General features: G+C 72.5%; 13 protein-coding genes. 5 read left to right on the top strand and 8 right to left on the bottom strand.

Going from position 1 to position 16525, the window contains the following annotated elements; genetic code table 11:
• Window positions 1–5 precede the first annotated feature (5 nt).
• Window positions 6–899, bottom strand: a complete 894-nt coding sequence (locus DP107_RS09935; RefSeq protein ID WP_144262010.1) for an esterase/lipase family protein — start codon at window positions 897–899, stop codon at window positions 6–8.
• A 132-nt stretch (window positions 900–1031) separates the two neighbouring features.
• On the opposite strand from DP107_RS09935, the gene DP107_RS09930 reads away from it, so the two are divergent.
• Both DP107_RS09930 and DP107_RS09925 read left to right on the top strand, forming a co-directional pair.
• A complete protein-coding gene (locus tag DP107_RS09930; RefSeq protein ID WP_144262009.1) occupies window positions 1032–3257 on the top strand; it encodes a thioredoxin domain-containing protein in 2226 nt (741 codons plus the stop codon).
• A gap of 6 nt (window positions 3258–3263) precedes the next feature.
• Window positions 3264–3794: a hypothetical protein gene (locus DP107_RS09925; RefSeq protein ID WP_144262008.1), complete on the top strand. Its 531-nt coding sequence runs from the start codon at window positions 3264–3266 to the stop codon at window positions 3792–3794.
• Between the two features lie 51 nt (window positions 3795–3845).
• Here the strand turns inward: DP107_RS09925 and DP107_RS09920 are convergent, their stop codons facing one another.
• Both DP107_RS09920 and DP107_RS09915 read right to left on the bottom strand, forming a co-directional pair.
• Window positions 3846–4247 carry a TlpA family protein disulfide reductase gene (locus tag DP107_RS09920; RefSeq protein WP_144262007.1) on the bottom strand — a complete coding sequence of 134 codons (402 nt, stop codon included), beginning with the start codon at window positions 4245–4247 and terminating at the stop codon, window positions 3846–3848.
• Window positions 4248–4364: 117 nt separating this feature from the next.
• Complete coding sequence (locus DP107_RS09915) at window positions 4365–5099, bottom strand: proteasome assembly chaperone family protein (protein ID WP_144262006.1); 735 nt, start codon at window positions 5097–5099, stop codon at window positions 4365–4367.
• Window positions 5100–5244: 145 nt separating this feature from the next.
• Between DP107_RS09915 and DP107_RS09910 the strand changes: the two genes are divergently transcribed.
• On the top strand, window positions 5245–7083 hold the full coding sequence (locus DP107_RS09910) for a CocE/NonD family hydrolase (protein WP_185977258.1): 1839 nt from the start codon (window positions 5245–5247) through the stop codon (window positions 7081–7083).
• 11 nt (window positions 7084–7094) lie between these two features.
• On the opposite strand, the gene surE is transcribed toward DP107_RS09910, so the two are convergent.
• From surE to DP107_RS09885, 5 genes are all read right to left on the bottom strand, one after another.
• Complete coding sequence (surE, locus tag DP107_RS09905; protein WP_144262004.1) at window positions 7095–7901, bottom strand: 5'/3'-nucleotidase SurE; 807 nt, start codon at window positions 7899–7901, stop codon at window positions 7095–7097.
• A gap of 91 nt (window positions 7902–7992) precedes the next feature.
• Window positions 7993–9477: a small ribosomal subunit Rsm22 family protein gene (locus DP107_RS09900; protein WP_144262151.1), complete on the bottom strand. Its 1485-nt coding sequence runs from the start codon at window positions 9475–9477 to the stop codon at window positions 7993–7995.
• Window positions 9477–10316 carry a prephenate dehydrogenase/arogenate dehydrogenase family protein gene (locus DP107_RS09895; RefSeq protein WP_144262003.1) on the bottom strand — a complete coding sequence of 280 codons (840 nt, stop codon included), beginning with the start codon at window positions 10314–10316 and terminating at the stop codon, window positions 9477–9479. The genes DP107_RS09900 and DP107_RS09895 overlap by 1 nt, the downstream gene beginning before the upstream one ends.
• A gap of 190 nt (window positions 10317–10506) precedes the next feature.
• Complete coding sequence (locus DP107_RS09890; protein ID WP_144262002.1) at window positions 10507–10953, bottom strand: dual specificity protein phosphatase family protein; 447 nt, start codon at window positions 10951–10953, stop codon at window positions 10507–10509.
• Between the two features lie 70 nt (window positions 10954–11023).
• A complete protein-coding gene (locus DP107_RS09885) occupies window positions 11024–11818 on the bottom strand; it encodes a creatininase family protein (RefSeq protein ID WP_144262001.1) in 795 nt (264 codons plus the stop codon).
• Window positions 11819–12423: 605 nt separating this feature from the next.
• On the opposite strand from DP107_RS09885, the gene thyX reads away from it, so the two are divergent.
• Both thyX and DP107_RS09875 read left to right on the top strand, forming a co-directional pair.
• The gene (gene thyX / locus DP107_RS09880; protein WP_144262150.1) at window positions 12424–13143 is read left to right on the top strand and encodes an FAD-dependent thymidylate synthase; all 720 of its coding nucleotides are present in this window, start codon (window positions 12424–12426) and stop codon (window positions 13141–13143) included.
• Window positions 13144–13319: 176 nt separating this feature from the next.
• Window positions 13320–16520 (top strand): FAD-binding and (Fe-S)-binding domain-containing protein, encoded by a 3201-nt coding sequence (locus tag DP107_RS09875; RefSeq protein ID WP_144262000.1) that lies wholly within the window; start codon window positions 13320–13322, stop codon window positions 16518–16520.
• The last annotated feature ends 5 nt before the right edge of the window (window positions 16521–16525 follow it).

Genomic DNA, 16525 nt, shown 5'->3' with positions numbered 1-16525 from the left:
GCCCCTCAGTTCGCGGCGTTCCCGGCCGATTCCGGCAGCCCGACCTGGAGGCTGAGGTCGTACGGCTGCTCCCCGGAGACCCACTCGAAGATCAGTTCCCGGGCCCGCCGGTCGCCGCGGACGCCGTCGTGGTCGGTCTCGATGGCGACGTTGGTGGCACCCGCCAGCTCCGGGCTCTCCGGGCAGCCCCAGTACAGCGGGTCGTCGGTCCCGCGGAGCGTGTAGTAGTCGATGTCGCCGGGGGTCTCGTTCTCGTTCAGCCGGGCGAGGGGGTGGCCCTCGTAGCGGTCGTAGTCCGCGCGGAGGAACGCGCTCATCTTGTAGGTGCCGTCGTTGTAGCCCGCGGCGTCGGCCCACTTGTTCAGCACGGAGCCGTGGTTGGCCCCGGCCAGGCCGACGACGGCCTCGACGCGGTCGTGGGCGTCGTGCTCCGAGAGCCACCACCGGATGCCCGTCACGCCGAGGCTGTGGCCGACGACCGCCACCGAATCCGCCCCGGTGTGGGCCAGTACCTGCCCGACGAAGTCGCCGAGCGTCGCCGCCATCTCGTCGTGGCTCGGGCTCCCGTCGCGGAACGTCACCGCCCAGAGCTCGTCCCCGAGGTAGCCGTGCTGCAGGAAGAACTCGGCATGGGCCTTCCAGTCGCAGGCGTCGCGCTGGTTACCGTGGACGAAGACGACGGGCGTCCGCTCGACACCCGACGCGGTCCCGTGGTGGTCGTGGCCGCCCCAGCCGCCGTAGAGGCCGCCGGCGTTCCAGGGGAGCCGTTCGGCGTCGGTCCGGTCGCGGTCGCACTCGACCGCGCAGCCGCCGTGCCGGCGGGCCCGCTTTAGCTCCCGCAGGTTATCCCGCAGAGCCGCGGAGAAGGGTAGTCCATGTGAGCCGCTGGCAAGAGACACGTTTGCAGACGACGCGGCACCTACATAGTCCTTTCGTCATACCATCCGGCGGTCCCCCCCCCCCAGCGTCCCCCGGCACACGGTGACGTGCCGCGGCGACCGGTTTTTGCGCGTCCCGCGCGAAGCGGTGGTATGCCAACCGTCGACCGGAACCGCCTCGACGAGGCGGCGTCCCCGTATCTCGAACAGCACGCGGACAACCCCGTCAACTGGCAGCCCTGGGACGACGAGGCCCTCGCGGCGGCCCGCGAGCAGGACGTCCCGGTCTTCCTCTCTATCGGCTACTCCGCCTGCCACTGGTGTCACGTCATGGAGGAGGAGAGCTTCGAGGACCCCGAGGTCGCCGAACTGCTCAACGGGTCGTTCGTGCCAATAAAGGTCGACCGCGAGGAGCGGCCGGATATCGACTCGCTGTACATAACGGTCTGCCAGCTGGTCCGGGGCCAGGCCGGCTGGCCGCTCTCGGTGTTCCTCACACCCGACGGCGAGCCCTTCTACGTGGGGACCTACTTCCCGAAGGAGGCAAGACGGGGGCAGCCGGGCTTCCTGCAGCTCCTGCGGGACATCCGGGAGAACTGGACGGACCCCGAGGAGCGCGGGGAGATCGAGGAGCGAGCGGCCCAGTGGGCCGCGGCGGCCCGCGGCGAACTGGAGGAGGTGCCCGACGCGCCGGGAGAACCTCCGGACGCCGAGTTCCTCGACGCGGCCGCCTCGTCGGCGCTGCGGGCGGCCGACCGCGAGCACGGCGGGTTCGGCCGCGACCAGAAGTTCCCCCAGCCCGGGCGGCTCCACGTCCTGCTCCGCGCCCACGACCGTACCGGACGCGAGGACTACCGCTCGGTCGCGACCGAAACCCTCGATGCGATGGCGAACCGGGGGCTCTACGACCACCTCGGCGGCGGCTTCCACCGCTACTGCACCGACCGCTCGTGGACGGTGCCACACTTCGAGAAGATGCTGTACGACAACGCCGAGATCCCCCGGGCGTTCCTGGCGGGCTACCAGGTCACCGGCGACGAGCGTTACGCCACCGTCGTCCGCGAGACGTTCGCGTTCCTCGACCGGGAGCTGCGCCATCCCGACGGCGGGTTCTACGCGACGCTCGACGCGCGGAGTCCGCCCCTCGACGGCAGGGCCGGCGAGGCGGCCGAGGTCGAGGAAGGGGCGTTCTACGCTTGGTCCCCCGACGAGGTGGCGGCGGCGCTTGAGGGCCACGGCGGCCACGACGCCCTTGATGCCGACCTCGTCCGCGAGCGGTTCGGCGTGACCGAGCCCGGCGACTTCGAGGCCGGGCTCTCCGTGCTCACGCGGGCCGCGTCGGTTCCGGAGCTCGCGACGGCGTTCGACCTCGACGAGACGGCGGTTCGGGAGCGGCTCGATGCCGCGACCACCACCCTCCGGGCGGCCCGCGAGGAGCGGCCGCGGCCCCGTCGCGACGAGAAGGTGCTCGCGGGCTGGAACGGGCTGGCGGTCGCCGCGCTCGCCGAGGGGGCGCTCGTGCTCGGGGACGACCGCTGGGCCGACCTCGCGACCGACGCGCTCGAGTTCATCCACGAGCGGCTCTGGGACCCCGACGCGGACCTGGACGGCGTCGAGACCGATGCCGGGGGGCCGACCGGACGCCTCCAGCGCCGCTGGAAGGACGGCGACGCCGGCATCGAGGGCTACCTGGAGGACTACGCGTTCCTCGGGCGCGGCGCCCTGGCCTGCTACGAGGCCACCGGCGACGTCGAGCACCTCGCGTTCGCGCTCGACCTGGCGCGCTGCATCGAGGCGGCGTTCTGGGACGCGGACCGCGGGACGCTCTACTTCACGCCGGCGGGCGGCGAGTCACTGGTCGCCCGGCCGCAGGAGCTGGGCGACTCGTCGACCCCGTCGAGCGCGGGGGTCGCGGCGAGGCTCCTCGCCGACCTCGACGGGTTCGTCCCACATGACCGGTTCCGGGACGTCGCCGAGGGCGTGGTGTCGACCCACGCCTCGACGCTGGAGTCGAACCCGCTCAAGCACCCGACGCTGACGCTCGCGGCCGACGACATCGCCGTCGAGCCGCTGGAGCTGACCATCGCGGGCGACCTGCCGGACGCGTGGCGCGAGACGCTGGCGCGGACCTACCTGCCCGGCCGACTGCTCGCGCGCCGCCCCGGGACGGCGGCCGCGCTCGGCGGCTGGCTCGACGAGCTGGGGCTTGCCGGGGCGCCACCCGTCTGGGCCGGGCGCGAGGCCCGCGACGGCGGGCCGACGGTGTACGCCTGTCGGTCACGGACCTGCTCGCCGCCGACGGACGATCTCGGCGAGGCGCTGGAGTGGGCCGCCGACCTCGCGCCCGGGTCGCAGGGGACCCCCGACGGGGAGCGGTAGTCCCCGATGCCGTCGCCGGGCGGCCGCGCGGCCCTCGCCCTGGTGACCCTGCTGGCCGGCTGTGCAGGGTTCGCGCCCGCTCCGACGCCGTCACCCACGGTGACGCCGGCACCCGTTCCGACACCGGCGCCCGCGACCACGCCGGCCCCGTTCGACGCGACGACGACCTACCCCATCGGTCCGGTCGAGCCGACGTGTCCCGCCGGTCCCGACGGCTCCGAGCAACGCTATCCGCCGGTGTTCACACAGAACGTCACGGTCAACGGAACCTGGGCTGACGGGGCCGACGCGGCGGTGCTCGCCGAACGGGCCGCCCTCGGCACGGAGTTCGACCCGCGCTCACCGCTCTTCCCGGCCACCAGGTCCCACGAGCGGATCCGCATCGCCGGCGAGACGTTCGACCCGCGGGAGCGGTTCGACATCGACCGGTTCGCCATCATCGCGGCCGTCGAGAACCCGACCTTCCACGCCCTCGTCCTCCCGCCGAACGACGGCCGGACGCGGGTGGTACTCCACAGGACGACCAGCCTGTGTTGAACCCCCGAGATCGCCGAGAAGAACGGGGTATACCGGACTTATGACACGTCCCTACCGGTTATCGAGCTGCCGGGCCAGATGGACCAGAACGGGAACCCGCTCCTCCTCGACGAACCGCGCTCGCTCGGTCCCGCCACCGGACTCGACGACGACCGTCGGGATGAGTTCGATGTCGTACTCCTCGACCAGTGGCCCGGTCTTCGAGCCGTCATCCAGCTTCTCGACGGGGTAGTGGGCGACCCGGTCGCCGGTGATGCCCGCGGCCTCCAGCGCGGCGCCGAAGTCGGGGAGCTGCCTGCGGCAGTCCTTGCACCAGTCCCCGCCCCACACCCGGACTACGGTGTCCTCGGGGAGCGCGGCGAGCGTCTCCACGGCGTCGTCGTAGGACTCGGCGTCCCACGTCGGGTTCGGGCGCATGGTCTCCAGCCGGCCGGCCTCGTCGGGCTCTGACATGGCCCACCTGACGGGGGCTGGGGATAAAACGGCCGCGCTCCGGGGGACCCTATCCAGGGTGACGTGCGTGCCGCGCCTCCGGCGAGCGCTGCGGCACCCACCCGGCGCAGAGGAGCTCTACTGGAACCCCCGGAGCGGCCGGGCCTGGGTCGACTCCTCGCCAGCGTCCTCCATGCGCTGGGCCAGCTGTTCGCGGGCCTCACGGATGTCCTCGGCGTGTTCGACCAGTTCCCCGGTGTCGACGTCGATGCCGGTGAGCGGCTCGATGCCGCCGGTGATGACGGTGCGTGCGGACTCGGGGTCGGGGAACCGGGCGTCGGTCTCGGCGACGAGGCCGATGGCCGGGAGGTCGACCTCACGAGCCGTCGCGAGCAGGGCGCCCGTCGGGCCGCTGACCATACCACCCACCCGGGGCGGGACGATGCCCGCCTCGTCGAGCCGGGCGTCGGCACTGGTGGTGGCGATGCCGTACAGCTCCGGCGACCCGTTCTTCTCCTCGGGGAGGCCACTGAGGTACAGCGGGGTGATGTCGTGGTTCCCGATGAACTCCGTGATGCAGTCGGCGAAGCAGTCGGCCTCCTCCGGCGAGACGGGGACGTCGCTCTGGAGCACCAGAAGCTCCCGCTCGGCGTCGCCGTACAGCCGGACCGGCGGCAGCAGCGCCGAATCGTTGCCGTGGTAGACCGCGACGTCGGGGATACCGTCGCAGTAGACGCCGCCGACGTGGGTCATGTCGAACGTCTCGACGAGGTGGTCGGCGGCGATCTTCCCGACCAGACCGGCCCCGGGGAGCCCCTCGACCAGCGTGGTGTCGGTCGGGTCGAAGTCCGTGTCGACATCCAGATGTGGCATGGGCCGACGTTCCGCGGCGAGGGGTTTGAACGTGTGGGGCGGCCCCCGCGACGGGCCCGCGAACCGGGTGCGGAGTCGAACCACTCCGATACCTTTTCATGCTTCTGTCAAACCAGCCTTGGGCGGCGAGCGACGACCCCGGTGTATGGACCGGAACAGTCCGCGGGCGGCTGGTGGCGGGACGGGCCGACGCTCCTTTCTGCGAGGGGCGACGACGCTGCTGGCCGCGGGGGCGCTCGGAACGAGCGTCACCAGCGCGGCCGCCGACGACGGGGCCGTCCACACGACGACGAGACGCATCGAGACCTGGGACGGCAAGACGCTGGCGACGCGGCTGTTCGTCCCCGGAGACGGCTACAGGGCCCCGTATCCAGCCGTCCTCATGACGCACGGCTACGGCGGTGACAAGGAGGGCGGCGTTCCGGCGCGGATGGGGCCGAAGTACGCGCAGCAGGGCTACCTGGTGCTGACCTACGACTCGCGGGGGTTCGGCGAATCCGACGGCGAGGTCGGCGTCGACGGCCCGAAGGAGGTCAACGACGCGCGGGCGCTGCTGGACTGGCTCGGACGAGCGAGCGAGGCGGTCGTCGGCGGGGACGAGTCGACCCGGCTGATCCAGCGCGACGGGCCGCCGGGTCGGCGCCACGACGAGGGCGTCGACGGCCCTGGCTCCGGGCCGGACATCAGGGTGGGGATGGACGGCCTCTCGTACGCCGGTGGCATCCAGCTCAACACCGCGGCGGTCGACGACCGGCTGGACGCCATCGTTCCGCGCTGGGCGTGGAACGACCTCGTCTACTCGCTGGCGCCGAACGGTGGGGTCAAGTCGGCCTGGACGACGATCCTGCAGGAGTTCGGCGCCGCCGGCTCGCGGGGGGTGCAGTCCGGCGACAACCGACCGGACGAGCGGGACGTCCGCAACGGCGTCGACCCGAACTTGTACCGGTTCTACGCGGAGAGCGCCGCGACGAACGAGTTCTCGCCGGCCGCGCGGTCGTTCTTCGGCATCCGGTCGCCGTCGACGAAGGGACGGGGGCTAACGGATACCGCGCCGCCGTCGCTGCTCATCACGGGCTGGAACGACACGCTGTTTACCGCCACCGAGACGGTCCGGAACCACGAGCTGCTGGAGGCCGGCGCGGACAGTCGGATGGTGTTCATGCGCGGCGGGCACTCGCTGGAGCGGCAAGCGCCGGTCCGACAGGAGAAGCTCGACCGGATGGCGTTGACCTGGATGGCGCGCCACGTCGGCGGCGAGGCGCCCGAGGAGCCGCCGGAGCCGTGGGACCGCGAGAGCGCCGGGGGCTCGAGCCCCGGTGAGGGTCCGAGGCGTGCCGTGTACATCCCCGAGGTCACCTACTGGCAGGACGACCCCGATGGGGACGTCGAGACGGGCGGCTTCGAGACGACCGGCGGACTCCCGTCGGCCGGGGACGGCCCCACGCGGGCGCTGGCCGACGCGTCGAACGCGGGGTCGGGGAGCACGGAACTCGCGGGCGGACCCGCCCCGGGCTCGAACTCCGAGGTGCTGGTCCGGGAGAACGACGACTACGTCCCCGGCACGTTCGCGGACTTCGACTACCGGGTCACGGACGACACGGAGCTGCTGGGCATCCCCGAGGTGACCCTGTCCGTGACGCCACTGGGGCGCGACCCGCTGGTCTTCGCGAAGCTCTCACACGTCACCGACGAGGGGGCCGATCTCATCTACAACCAGGCGACGCCGTACGAGGTCGAGGGACCGGTCGGCGAGCCCCGGGAGGTCACGTTCGAACTGGCCGGTATCGAACGGCAGCTCGCCGCCGAGGACACCCTCCGGCTGACCCTCTCGACCACCGACGCGGCCTACTTCAACTCGCGGACCTCGGCCGGCGTCCGCATCGACAACGAGGACTCGGTGGTCCGACTTCCGGTCCGGGGCGAGAGCGGGCTCGAATCACCCGCCGGAGCGGCGCTGGACGCGTCGTTGCCCGACTCCGTCTGAGACCCGAGACGTCAGTCCGCCCCGTCGTAGGCCGCCACGAGGCCGTCGAGCGCCTCGTGGTGTTCGGTCGTGTGGGGCGCGGTGAGCGGCGTGACCGAGACCTCTCCCTCGACGACGGCCCGGCGGTCCGTCCCCTCGGGGTCGGGGATGGTCCCCTCGGCCATCATCGCCCAGATGTGGTCGTGGATGACGACCTGGTCACCCTTGCGCTCCGCGTCGATACGGTTGACCTCCGACGGGCGCGTCACGCGCATCGGGGCGTGGCGCTCGGAGCCGGGGGAATCCGGCTCGTACTCCGGCGGTAGCGGGACGTTGACGTTGAGGTAGTCGGCGTGGTCGAACACGCCGGCCTCGGGGGCGTGTTCGACCAGGAAGCGGGTCGCACGGGCGGCCTCCGCGTAGGCGGGCACGTCGGGGTCGAACTCGCGATACCGCTCGTCCGTCCCCGGGAAGTACAGCGAGGTGGCGATGGCCGGGACGCCGAGCAGGGCCGCCTCGACTGCGGCCGAGACGGTGCCCGACCGGCCGAGCGTGTAGCCCCCGAGGTTGGCCCCGCGGTTGCAGCCCGCGACCACCAGGTCAGGGTCGAGCGAAAGCGCCTGGACGCCCGCGACCACGCAGTCAACCGGGGTGCCGTGGACGGCGTACCCCTCGGGTCGGTCGTCGATGGTCACCTCACTGGACATCGCGCGCCCTACGGCGCTCTGGTCGTCAGCGGGCGCGGCTACGGTCACGTCGGCCACGTCGGCCAGCGCCTCGCGGAGTGCCTGCAGTCCCGTCGCGTCCACGCCGTCGTCGTTGGTGAGGAGGATATCCATACCGCATCTCCGGGCGGGAGCGGCAAAAACCCGCCACACCACAGTGTCACACACGGCGGGTCGGCGACACACCGGCCGGGTCCGGAGCGAGTCAGGGTGGCACCGGCACGGACTCCACCACGACCTCCTCGTCGACGACGAGGTTGTAGGCGCCCTCGTCGTCGTTCCAGAGCACCAGAACCCGCTCGAAGGTGAGCAGGTCGCCGTAGTCGGCCTCGCGCAGCGGGGCGTTCAGCGAGTTCTCGTCGACGAGGACGGCGAAGTGGTCGACCCCCTGCGAGCCGTCGCCGACCCGGAACAGCGGGTTGGCGTCGTCCCCTTCGGTCAGGTCGCGGCTGAGCTTGACGGCGGCGACGTTGATGCGGTCGGTGACGTGCGTCTCGGAGTCGGCGAGCCGGGCGAACTCCCCGCGGCTCGGGCGGAAGTCGAGTGCCCGCTCGCCGTCGGTCCGGAGCACGCTGTAGGCGAACTGGACGTCGACGTTGACGAACTCACCGTCGCCGGGCTCACGGTCGGCGTCCGCGCGCTTCCCCCCGCCCTCCGGCCCACGCTCCCCCCGGTCGAGCGCACGCTGGAAGGCCGGCACGTCGAGGTCCGGCCGGACGTCGAACGACCAGCCGCTGTCGGCGGGCGCGGCGTCGGGCCACAGCCGGAGCGTCGGCGCCCAGACGGTCGCCCCGCCGTCGCGGTCGGCCAGCGCCCGCTCGACGCCGCGCAGCCCCATCGCGGTGTTCCGGTCGGCCGGCGCCAGCGCCAGCAGCGAGCCGTCGGGCGCGAGCGCCTCCAGGTAGCGACGGGCGGTGCCAGCGGGGTCGTCGAGTTCCGAGAGGACGTTCGAGAACAGGACCAGATCCCAGGGGTCCCCGTGCGCCGGGTCGAACGCCTCCGCGGTCTCGCGGTGGACCGTCGGGTGGACGTTCTTCCCGGTGCCCTCGAGGAGGGACTCCAGCACGTCCGCCGCGGCCGCGGGTTCGACGGCGTGGTAGTCCACCAGCGCGTCAGTCGGGAGGTAGTCGGCCAGGCCGAGCGCGGGGCCGCCGACGCCGGCCCCCACGTCGAGCACCCGGAGGTCGTGGGGGAGCCGCTCGCCCCTCGCAAGCTCGTCCAGCACGTACCCGACGCTCGCGTAGTAGCCGGGGAGATGATAGACCGCGTACGCCAGCGCCGTCTCGTAGTCGTAGTCGACGGCGCCGCCGTGGAGGTAGTGCTCTTTGACCTCGCGGAGCCGCTCGCGGAGGCGGTCCCCGCTCTCGCCGTCCGGCCAGCCGGGGCCGAACTCCTCGACGAGGAGCTCCTCCAGTCGGGCCGCGTGGTCCGCCGGGAGGGCCGCGACCCGTTCGCGATGGCCGCCGCGGGCCCGCCACGGCGGCACCGGCGCCTCGGCGACCGGGACGGACCGACCGTCGCCGCGCTCGACCAGACCGAGTTCCGGCGCCAGCTCGCGAAGCGCCTGCGTCACCACGGCCGGGTGGGGCTGGTCGTCGACGTACTCGAACACCTCCTCCGGGTCGATGGGCCGGACCTCGCGCAGGTAGCGGACGGTGTCCCGCAGCGACTCCCGCTGTGTCTCGTCCATCATGCCCCGGGACCCCCGGACCCGGTGTCGCCGGGGTCCGCCGCGTCGCCCGGCTCACGGTCGGCGCCGAACCCGCCGGCGCCGGCGTCGGCGTAGCAGGCCGCGAACGCCTCGGGATCGCCGGCCGCGTCGGCGATACGGCGGGCCGCCGCGGCCACCTCGTCGGCGCCCTCGAAGGCCGCCTGGATCTCCGCGTACACGGCGGGGTTCCCGCCGGTCAGGTTCGCGACGAGGCCACCCAGCGGCGCCGAGACGGGGGTGTGGAACTCCTCGGGGACCGACTCCGCGGCGAGGCCGAACGCGAGTACGGCGGCATGAGCGCGGGCCTGGACGGTCGTCATCGCTCGGTCGTGCTCGGCGGGCGTGGTGTCGAAGACGTGATTGCCGCGCTCGGAGAGGGCATCGCGGACGGCCCGAACCGCCGGGCCGCCGCGGTCGACGACCACTGCACAGTTGCCCGGCTCGTTGTCGGGGGCGAACAGCGGGTGGAAGGAGGCCCGCTCGCAGTCGGGCGCGGCGTCCCGGAGTGCGCCGACGGCCGTCTCCATCTCGCCGGAGACGTCCACGACGGCGCGCTCGGCGCGGGGACCGTGCTCGGCGACGACGGCCGCGACCGCCGAGATGGGCACGGCCACGCAGACGACATCCGCGGGCCCGCCGTCGTCCACCGCCACCGCCGGCGAGTCCTCGCGGTCCGCGAGTCGCGCCTCCAGCCCCGCGGCGGCGGCCCGGGCGGCCGCGGCCTCCTCGTCGGCGAACGTCACGCGGTCGACGACGGGGGCGACGCTCCGGGCGAACCAGCGGCCCATCGTCCCGGCCCCGACCACGAGCAGATGCATGTCCGAAGGATGCCGACGACCCGGCAAAAGGGGTTCGCTCCGCGGGAGGCGACTCCATCACCCCCTGTCCGCCATCACGGGAGTCGATGCGCGGGTGCGTACCGATACGATGGTATCGTCTCGAACACGTGGGTATCAGCGCCGAACAACCCGTGGAAAACCCGTATATTGACCGTATCAACGAATCGTCTCAGTTATGGTAGGGAAGCGCTCGCCATCCTCGGCCGCCACGGATCGGATTCGCCCGCCTGACCGGCGCGGGGTGTGGGTCCGCCGGGGGGCGCCGCGACAGGACCGCCCCGAGCGCGGCCGCCAGCCCGCGGTCGGTGACACCGGCGAGCGCCGCGGCGGCCACGGTCACGCTCCGGGAGGAGCCGGCCGAGCAGTGGACCAGGGTCCGCTCGCCCGCCGCGAGCGTCCCGCGGGTCGCGTCGACGACCCGCTCGAAGGCCGTTGCGTCGTTGCGGGGTCCGTCGACCATCGGTTCGCGGACGACGCGCACGCCGTCGGGGTAGCCGCCGGTCGACGGGTCGTGCGTCAGGCCGACGACCGTCTCGATGCCGGCCGCCCGGAGCGCGGCCCCGTCCCCGGCGGCGTCCAGTCCCCCGACGTGGAGGTTCTCGGCGACACGGTGCATGGTGTTGATACACGCTCGACCGGCAAAAGCCCGCGTCGGACGTCCGGCCGCCGCGAAACCCCGTTCCGGTTCAGCGCCGGGGTTTCGGCCGCAGCTCCTCGGTCTCGCGGGCGGAGAGCCAGTCGCAGAGCTCGACCAGCTGCTCGCAGGCCGCCTCGAACAGTTGCTCGCCCTTCGCGGCGGAGGCGTCCGTCTGGTCGCCCAGCACGCCGTTGTCGGTGTTGTCGGCGGCGTCGTAGAAGACGCGGGCGCCGTTGACCATGCCGCGCCGGCGACCGTCCGGCTCGGCCTCCTCCAGTTCGCTCATCAGGACGCCGCCGTCGCGGGCCGACTCCAGGCGGTCCCCGTGGACGAGCTCGGGACGGAGATGCTGGATCATGGCCGTCTCCTTCGGGCCGCCGTGGGGGCCGTTCTCGGCGAACAGCTCGTCGACCAGCTCGGGGATGGACTCGTCCCACATCCACTCGACGGCGAAGGCGGTCTCGTCGTCGTAGAGGCGGCGCCCGACCTCCTGGAGATGCTCGATGTTCCCGCCGTGTGCGTTGACGTAGACGACACGGTCGAGCCCGTGGTAGGTGAGGTTGCGGGTGAACGACTCCACGTAGTCGCGGAACTCCGGCGCGCCGACCCACATCGTCCCGGGGAACTGCTTGTGGTGCGGGCTGACGCCGATGTTGACGGTCGGCGTGCAGAGGTAACCCCCCCGGTCGGCCGCGGCGCGGGCCAGCCCCTCGGCGATGAGGTGGTCGGTCCCCTCGGGGAGATGTGGGCCGTGCTGCTCCGTGGAACCCAGCGGCACGAGCGCGACGGACTCGGCGTCGAGGTACGACTCCAGGTCCGGCCACGCCTCGTCGGCGAGGTACATGCGACGGGCCAGGAACCGGCGGGATATGAAACCCCGTAGTACGGCGGCGCGTTGGACGGTCGGCGCGGACGCCGGGGACGCTGTGGCGTCGGTCACCGGCGGGGCAGCCGAAGACAGTTACCGGCACCACCGACATCCCACGTCGATGTCTCCACGACGTCGCGACGTCCTCCGCGCCGGAGGCGTCGCCGCCCTCCTGACGAGCGGTCCCGCCGGCCGCGCCGAGGACCTCCCGGCCGGGAGCGACGAGCCGCCGCCCGAGTACCCCGACTGGCTGTTCGCACGGGCGTCCTGTCCGAGGCGGACATGCGCGGGTTCTGCTCCGGAAGCGTCGATGCCTGCCGGCGCCAGCGCGCCGCGCTCCCCGCCGAATCACGGGAGGCCGTCGAGCGGCTCCCCGGGTGGAACTCACCGGCGATACGTCGCTGTCGGCCGCAGGTCCGCACGGGGGCTACGACCCGTTCACCGGTCGCAGGTCGTACGACCCGAGCCGGACGCGGGCCGCCGCCGTGAGCGAGGACGGCGTGGTGCTGACGGTGGCGGCGGCCCGGCATCGAGACACGGACGGCGACGGGTTCTTACCCTCTCCGCACGGGCACTGGTGCATGCAGGTCGAACTCCTCGATTGCACGCCGAACCCCGAGGAACTGGTCTGTCGCGCGGCCCGCGGCGACTACTCGTCGGACTGGGTCGGCAGCGACGTGCCGTTCGCCGAGGTCATGGAGCCCGTCGAGGGCGAGACGCTGGAGGAGAAGAAACGCACCCTGATGGACCACCTGATGCGGTCGGGCCACTGGGGTCCGTTCGAGCACCCCTCCGCGACCTTCGCGGTTCGGGGCGTCAGTCGCTCGTGCATGGCACAGATCACCCGGCATCGCCACGCCTCGTTCGACGTGATGAGCCTCCGCTACGTCGAACTCTCGGAGGACGAGCCGCTGGAGGAGCGGTTCACCTACCCGGAGACGTTCGAGGCCGACGAGGTCGTCTCCCGCGAGGGGGCGGAGGAGGTCGAGATGCCGGCCGCCGAACGGACCGAGCTGGCAGACGAGGTGTACAAGAGGTGTATCGACGCCTACGCCGACCTCGTCGACGCAGGCGTCCCGAAGGAGGACGCGCGGATGCTGCTCCCCATCGGCACGAAGGTGAACCTCACCTTCTCGATGAACGCGCGGGCGCTGATGCATCTCCTCAACATGCGCATGAAGGGCGACGCCCAGTGGGAGGTGCGGGAGCTCTCGGAGACGGTGCTCGAGGAGGCAAAGGAGTGGATGCCGTACACCTTCGACCGGTACGAGGAGCGCCACCCACAGCCGCTGTCGCCCTGACCGCGGTCACGCTGGGCCGGGCCATCCGTGGCCCGGCCAGCCCGCCCACCACGGCCGGGGGCCGTGTCGGGGACTGGCCTCGTGGCCACCCGTCGAGGCCCCGGCGCCCGCGCTGACCGTCGGCTCAGTCGGGGGCCGGCGGGGGATTAACATACTCACGCCCCTTGAGCGGGACCATGGCAACCGAGGAGTCGGACCCACCCGCCCCCGCCGCGGACCCGCGGGCCGACTACGACTACGCCGGCGGTCCGGTCCCCGAGGAGCACGCCGACCTGGTCGCGGGGCTCCGCGAGCGGGTCGATGGGGAGGTCCGGTTCGACGAGTACACGCGGACCCTGTACGCCACGGACGCCTCCGCCTACGAGGTGCTCCCGGTCGGAGTGGTGTTCCCGCGCGATACCGACGACGTGGCGGCGACGGTCTCGTTCTGCGCCGACCGCGACGTGCCGGTGCTGCCTCGCGGCGGCGGCACGTCGCTGGCCGGGCAGTCGGTCAACGAGGCCGTCGTGCTGGACTTCACTGCCCAGATGGATGCCGTCGTCGACGTGGACCCGGCGGCGCGTACGGCGACCGTGCAGCCGGGCTGTCTGCTCGGCGACCTGAACGCGACCGTCGGCGAGCATGGCCTGAAGTTCGCGCCGGACCCGGCCTGGGGTGATAAGTCCGCCATCGGCGGCGCCGTCGGCAACAACTCCACCGGCGCACACTCACTGCAGTACGGGAAGACCGACGCATACGTCGAGTCCTGCGAGGTCGTGCTGGCCGACGGGACCACGGCGACCCTGGGGCAGACGACGGTCGGCGAGCTCCGGCGCCGGGCCGGCGGCGACTGGTCCATTGAGGCCCGAATCGCACGCCAGGCGCTGGAGACCCTGGAGGACGAGGCCGGGACCCTGATGACGGCGTTCCCCGACCTGAAGCGGAACGTCTCCGGCTACAACCTGAACGCCTTCGTCGCCGACGCCTACGCGGGACTGGACCGCGAACCCGGCGACGGCGCGGGCCCGCTCCCGGACGGGACGAGCGTGAACCTCGCGACGTTGCTCTGTGGCTCCGAGGGCACCCTGGCGGTCGTGACGTCAGTGACCGTGTCGCTGGAACCGGTTCCGGCGACGAAGTCGGTCGCGCTACTGGGCTACGACGACCTCGTGGCCGCGATGGCCGACGTGGCGCCCATCCTCGAACACGACCCCGCGGCGGTGGAGGTGCTCGACGACGTACTGCTGGACCTGGCGCGGGACACCACGGAGTTCGGCGACCTCGTGGCGGAGTTAGCACCGGAGGGGACCGGCGCGGTCCTGCTGGTGGAGTTCTACGCCGACGACGACGCCGCGGGCCGGGAGACGGTGGCCGGGCTGCTGGGCGACCGCGCGCGCCACCTCGACCCCGACCCCGAGGCCGGGCTCCCGGACGGGGGGGTCGTGGCCGCGGCGACCGGGCCGGAACCCCGTGCCACGTTCGCCCGCGAGGCTCACGACGACGACGACCGCGCGCGGTTCTGGAAGCTCCGCAAGTCCGGCCTCCCCATCCTGCTCGGGCGGACCAGCGACGCCAAGCACATCTCCTTCGTCGAGGACTGTGCGGTGCCGCCCGAGCGGCTCCCGGAGTACGTCGCCGACTTCCGCGAGGTGCTTGAGGCACACGACACGTACGCCTCCTTCTACGCCCATGCCGGCCCCGGGTGTCTCCACGTCCGGCCGCTGGTCGACACGAAGACCGTCGAGGGCGTCGAGCGGATGCAGTCCATCGCCGACGACGTGACGGACCTCGTCGTCGAGTACGGGGGCTCGGTCTCCGGCGAGCACGGCGACGGCCGCGCCCGGACGGGCTGGAACCGGAAGCTGTACGGCGACGAGGTGTTCGGCCTGTTCCGGGAGCTCAAGGGCGCGTTCGACCCCGATGGCCTGCTCAATCCCGGGCAGGTCTGTGGCGACGTCGACATGACCGAGAACCTCCGGTTCGACGAGGAGTACGAGTTCGACGCGGACGTGCTCGCTCCGGACGCGGGCGCCGACGACGGTGCGGGCGGCGGGGGCGGGGGCTTCGAGCCCGCGCTGGAGTGGGAGAACGAGAACGGGTTCCAGGGGATGGTGGAGCTCTGCCACGGCTGCGGCGGCTGTCGCGGCCCCCAGGAGACCACCGGCGGCGTGATGTGCCCGACCTACCGGGCGGCCGACGAGGAGATCCAGTCCACCCGTGGTCGGGCGAACGCGCTCCGCGGGGTGCTCTCCGGCGATGTCGACATCGAGGCGGCCGACGAGGAGTTCCTCGGCGAGGTGATGGACCTCTGCGTCGGGTGCAAAGGTTGTGCCCGGGACTGCCCCTCGCAGGTCGACATGGCGAAGCTGAAGGCCGAGGTCGAGCACGCTGCCCACGAGTCGGGCGGGAAGCCGCCGCTTCGGGACCGGCTGTTCGCCAACGTGTTCGGCCTCTCCGCGGCCGGGTCGCGGCTCGCGCCGCTGGTCAACGCACTCGGGTCGCTCCCCGGCGCCGGCTGGCTGGCCGAGAAGACGGTCGGAATCGCCCGGGAGCGGGACCTCCCGGCGTTCGCGAGCGAGTCGTTCGTCGACTGGTTCGAGGGGCGGACCTCGCCGGTCGACCCCGAATCCGCGACCCATCGGGTCGTCCTCCTGCCGGACCCGTACACCACCTACGTCACCCCGGAGGTCGCGCGGGCGGCGGTCGGCGTGCTCGAGACGGCGGGCGTCCACGTCGACCTGGCCGAGCCGCTCCCCTCGGGCCGGGCCGCCCACTCGAAGGGGTTCCTCGACACCTCCCGGGAGCGCGCCCGCGAGGTCGTCGCCGAGCTTGCTCCCCGGGTCGAGGACGGACGGGACGTGGTCGTCGTCGAGCCGACGGACGCGGTGATGGTCCAGTCGGACTACGGCGACCTCCTCTCCGGGACCGCCGTCGACATGGTCCGGGAGCACACCCACGGCGTCTGTGAGTATCTCGACCGGCACGACCTAGACCGTGACCTGGCGTTCGACCCCGACCGGGCCGTCGGCGCGGCCGGCGAGCGCGACGGCCACGTTCCCATCGGCGGGTCGCTGGCCTACCACGGCCACTGCCACCAGAAGGCGACGAAGAAGGACCACCACGCCGTCGGCGTGCTCCGGCGGGCCGGCTTCGCGGTCGAGCCGCTCGACTCGACCTGCTGTGGGATGGCCGGCTCCTTCGGCTACGAGGCCGAGCACTACTCGATGAGCAAGGCGGTCGCCGAGGTCCTCTTCGACCAGATCGAAGGGAGCCCCGCGGAGACGGTGGTCGCCCCCGGTGCCTCCTGCCGCACGCAGCTGGAGGACTGGGACGCGATGGACCAGCGCCCGCCCCACCCGGTCGAGGCGCTGGACGCCGCGCTCGCCGAACAGCAGTGAGGGCG

The sequence above is a fragment of the Haloglomus irregulare genome (assembly GCF_007421925.1).
GTDB lineage: Archaea > Halobacteriota > Halobacteria > Halobacteriales > Haloarculaceae > Haloglomus > Haloglomus irregulare.
The sequence above is the reverse complement of the archived record's forward strand: the minus strand, read 5'-3'. Positions and strand labels throughout refer to the sequence as shown.

Coding starts and splice junctions, on each gene's coding strand:
- DP107_RS09930 (WP_144262009.1), top strand. CDS start 1,032: ATGCCAACCGTCGACCGGAACCGCCTCGACGAGGCGGCGTCCCCGTAT.
- DP107_RS09895 (WP_144262003.1), bottom strand. CDS start 10,316: ATGCATCTGCTCGTGGTCGGGGCCGGGACGATGGGCCGCTGGTTCGCC.
- DP107_RS09910 (WP_185977258.1), top strand. CDS start 5,245: ATGGACCGGAACAGTCCGCGGGCGGCTGGTGGCGGGACGGGCCGACGC.
- DP107_RS09920 (WP_144262007.1), bottom strand. CDS start 4,247: ATGTCAGAGCCCGACGAGGCCGGCCGGCTGGAGACCATGCGCCCGAAC.
- thyX (WP_144262150.1), top strand. CDS start 12,424: ATGCAGGTCGAACTCCTCGATTGCACGCCGAACCCCGAGGAACTGGTC.
- DP107_RS09885 (WP_144262001.1), bottom strand. CDS start 11,818: ATGTACCTCGCCGACGAGGCGTGGCCGGACCTGGAGTCGTACCTCGAC.
- DP107_RS09915 (WP_144262006.1), bottom strand. CDS start 5,099: ATGCCACATCTGGATGTCGACACGGACTTCGACCCGACCGACACCACG.
- DP107_RS09890 (WP_144262002.1), bottom strand. CDS start 10,953: ATGCACCGTGTCGCCGAGAACCTCCACGTCGGGGGACTGGACGCCGCC.
- surE (WP_144262004.1), bottom strand. CDS start 7,901: ATGGATATCCTCCTCACCAACGACGACGGCGTGGACGCGACGGGACTG.
- DP107_RS09900 (WP_144262151.1), bottom strand. CDS start 9,477: ATGGACGAGACACAGCGGGAGTCGCTGCGGGACACCGTCCGCTACCTG.
- DP107_RS09925 (WP_144262008.1), top strand. CDS start 3,264: ATGCCGTCGCCGGGCGGCCGCGCGGCCCTCGCCCTGGTGACCCTGCTG.
- DP107_RS09875 (WP_144262000.1), top strand. CDS start 13,320: ATGGCAACCGAGGAGTCGGACCCACCCGCCCCCGCCGCGGACCCGCGG.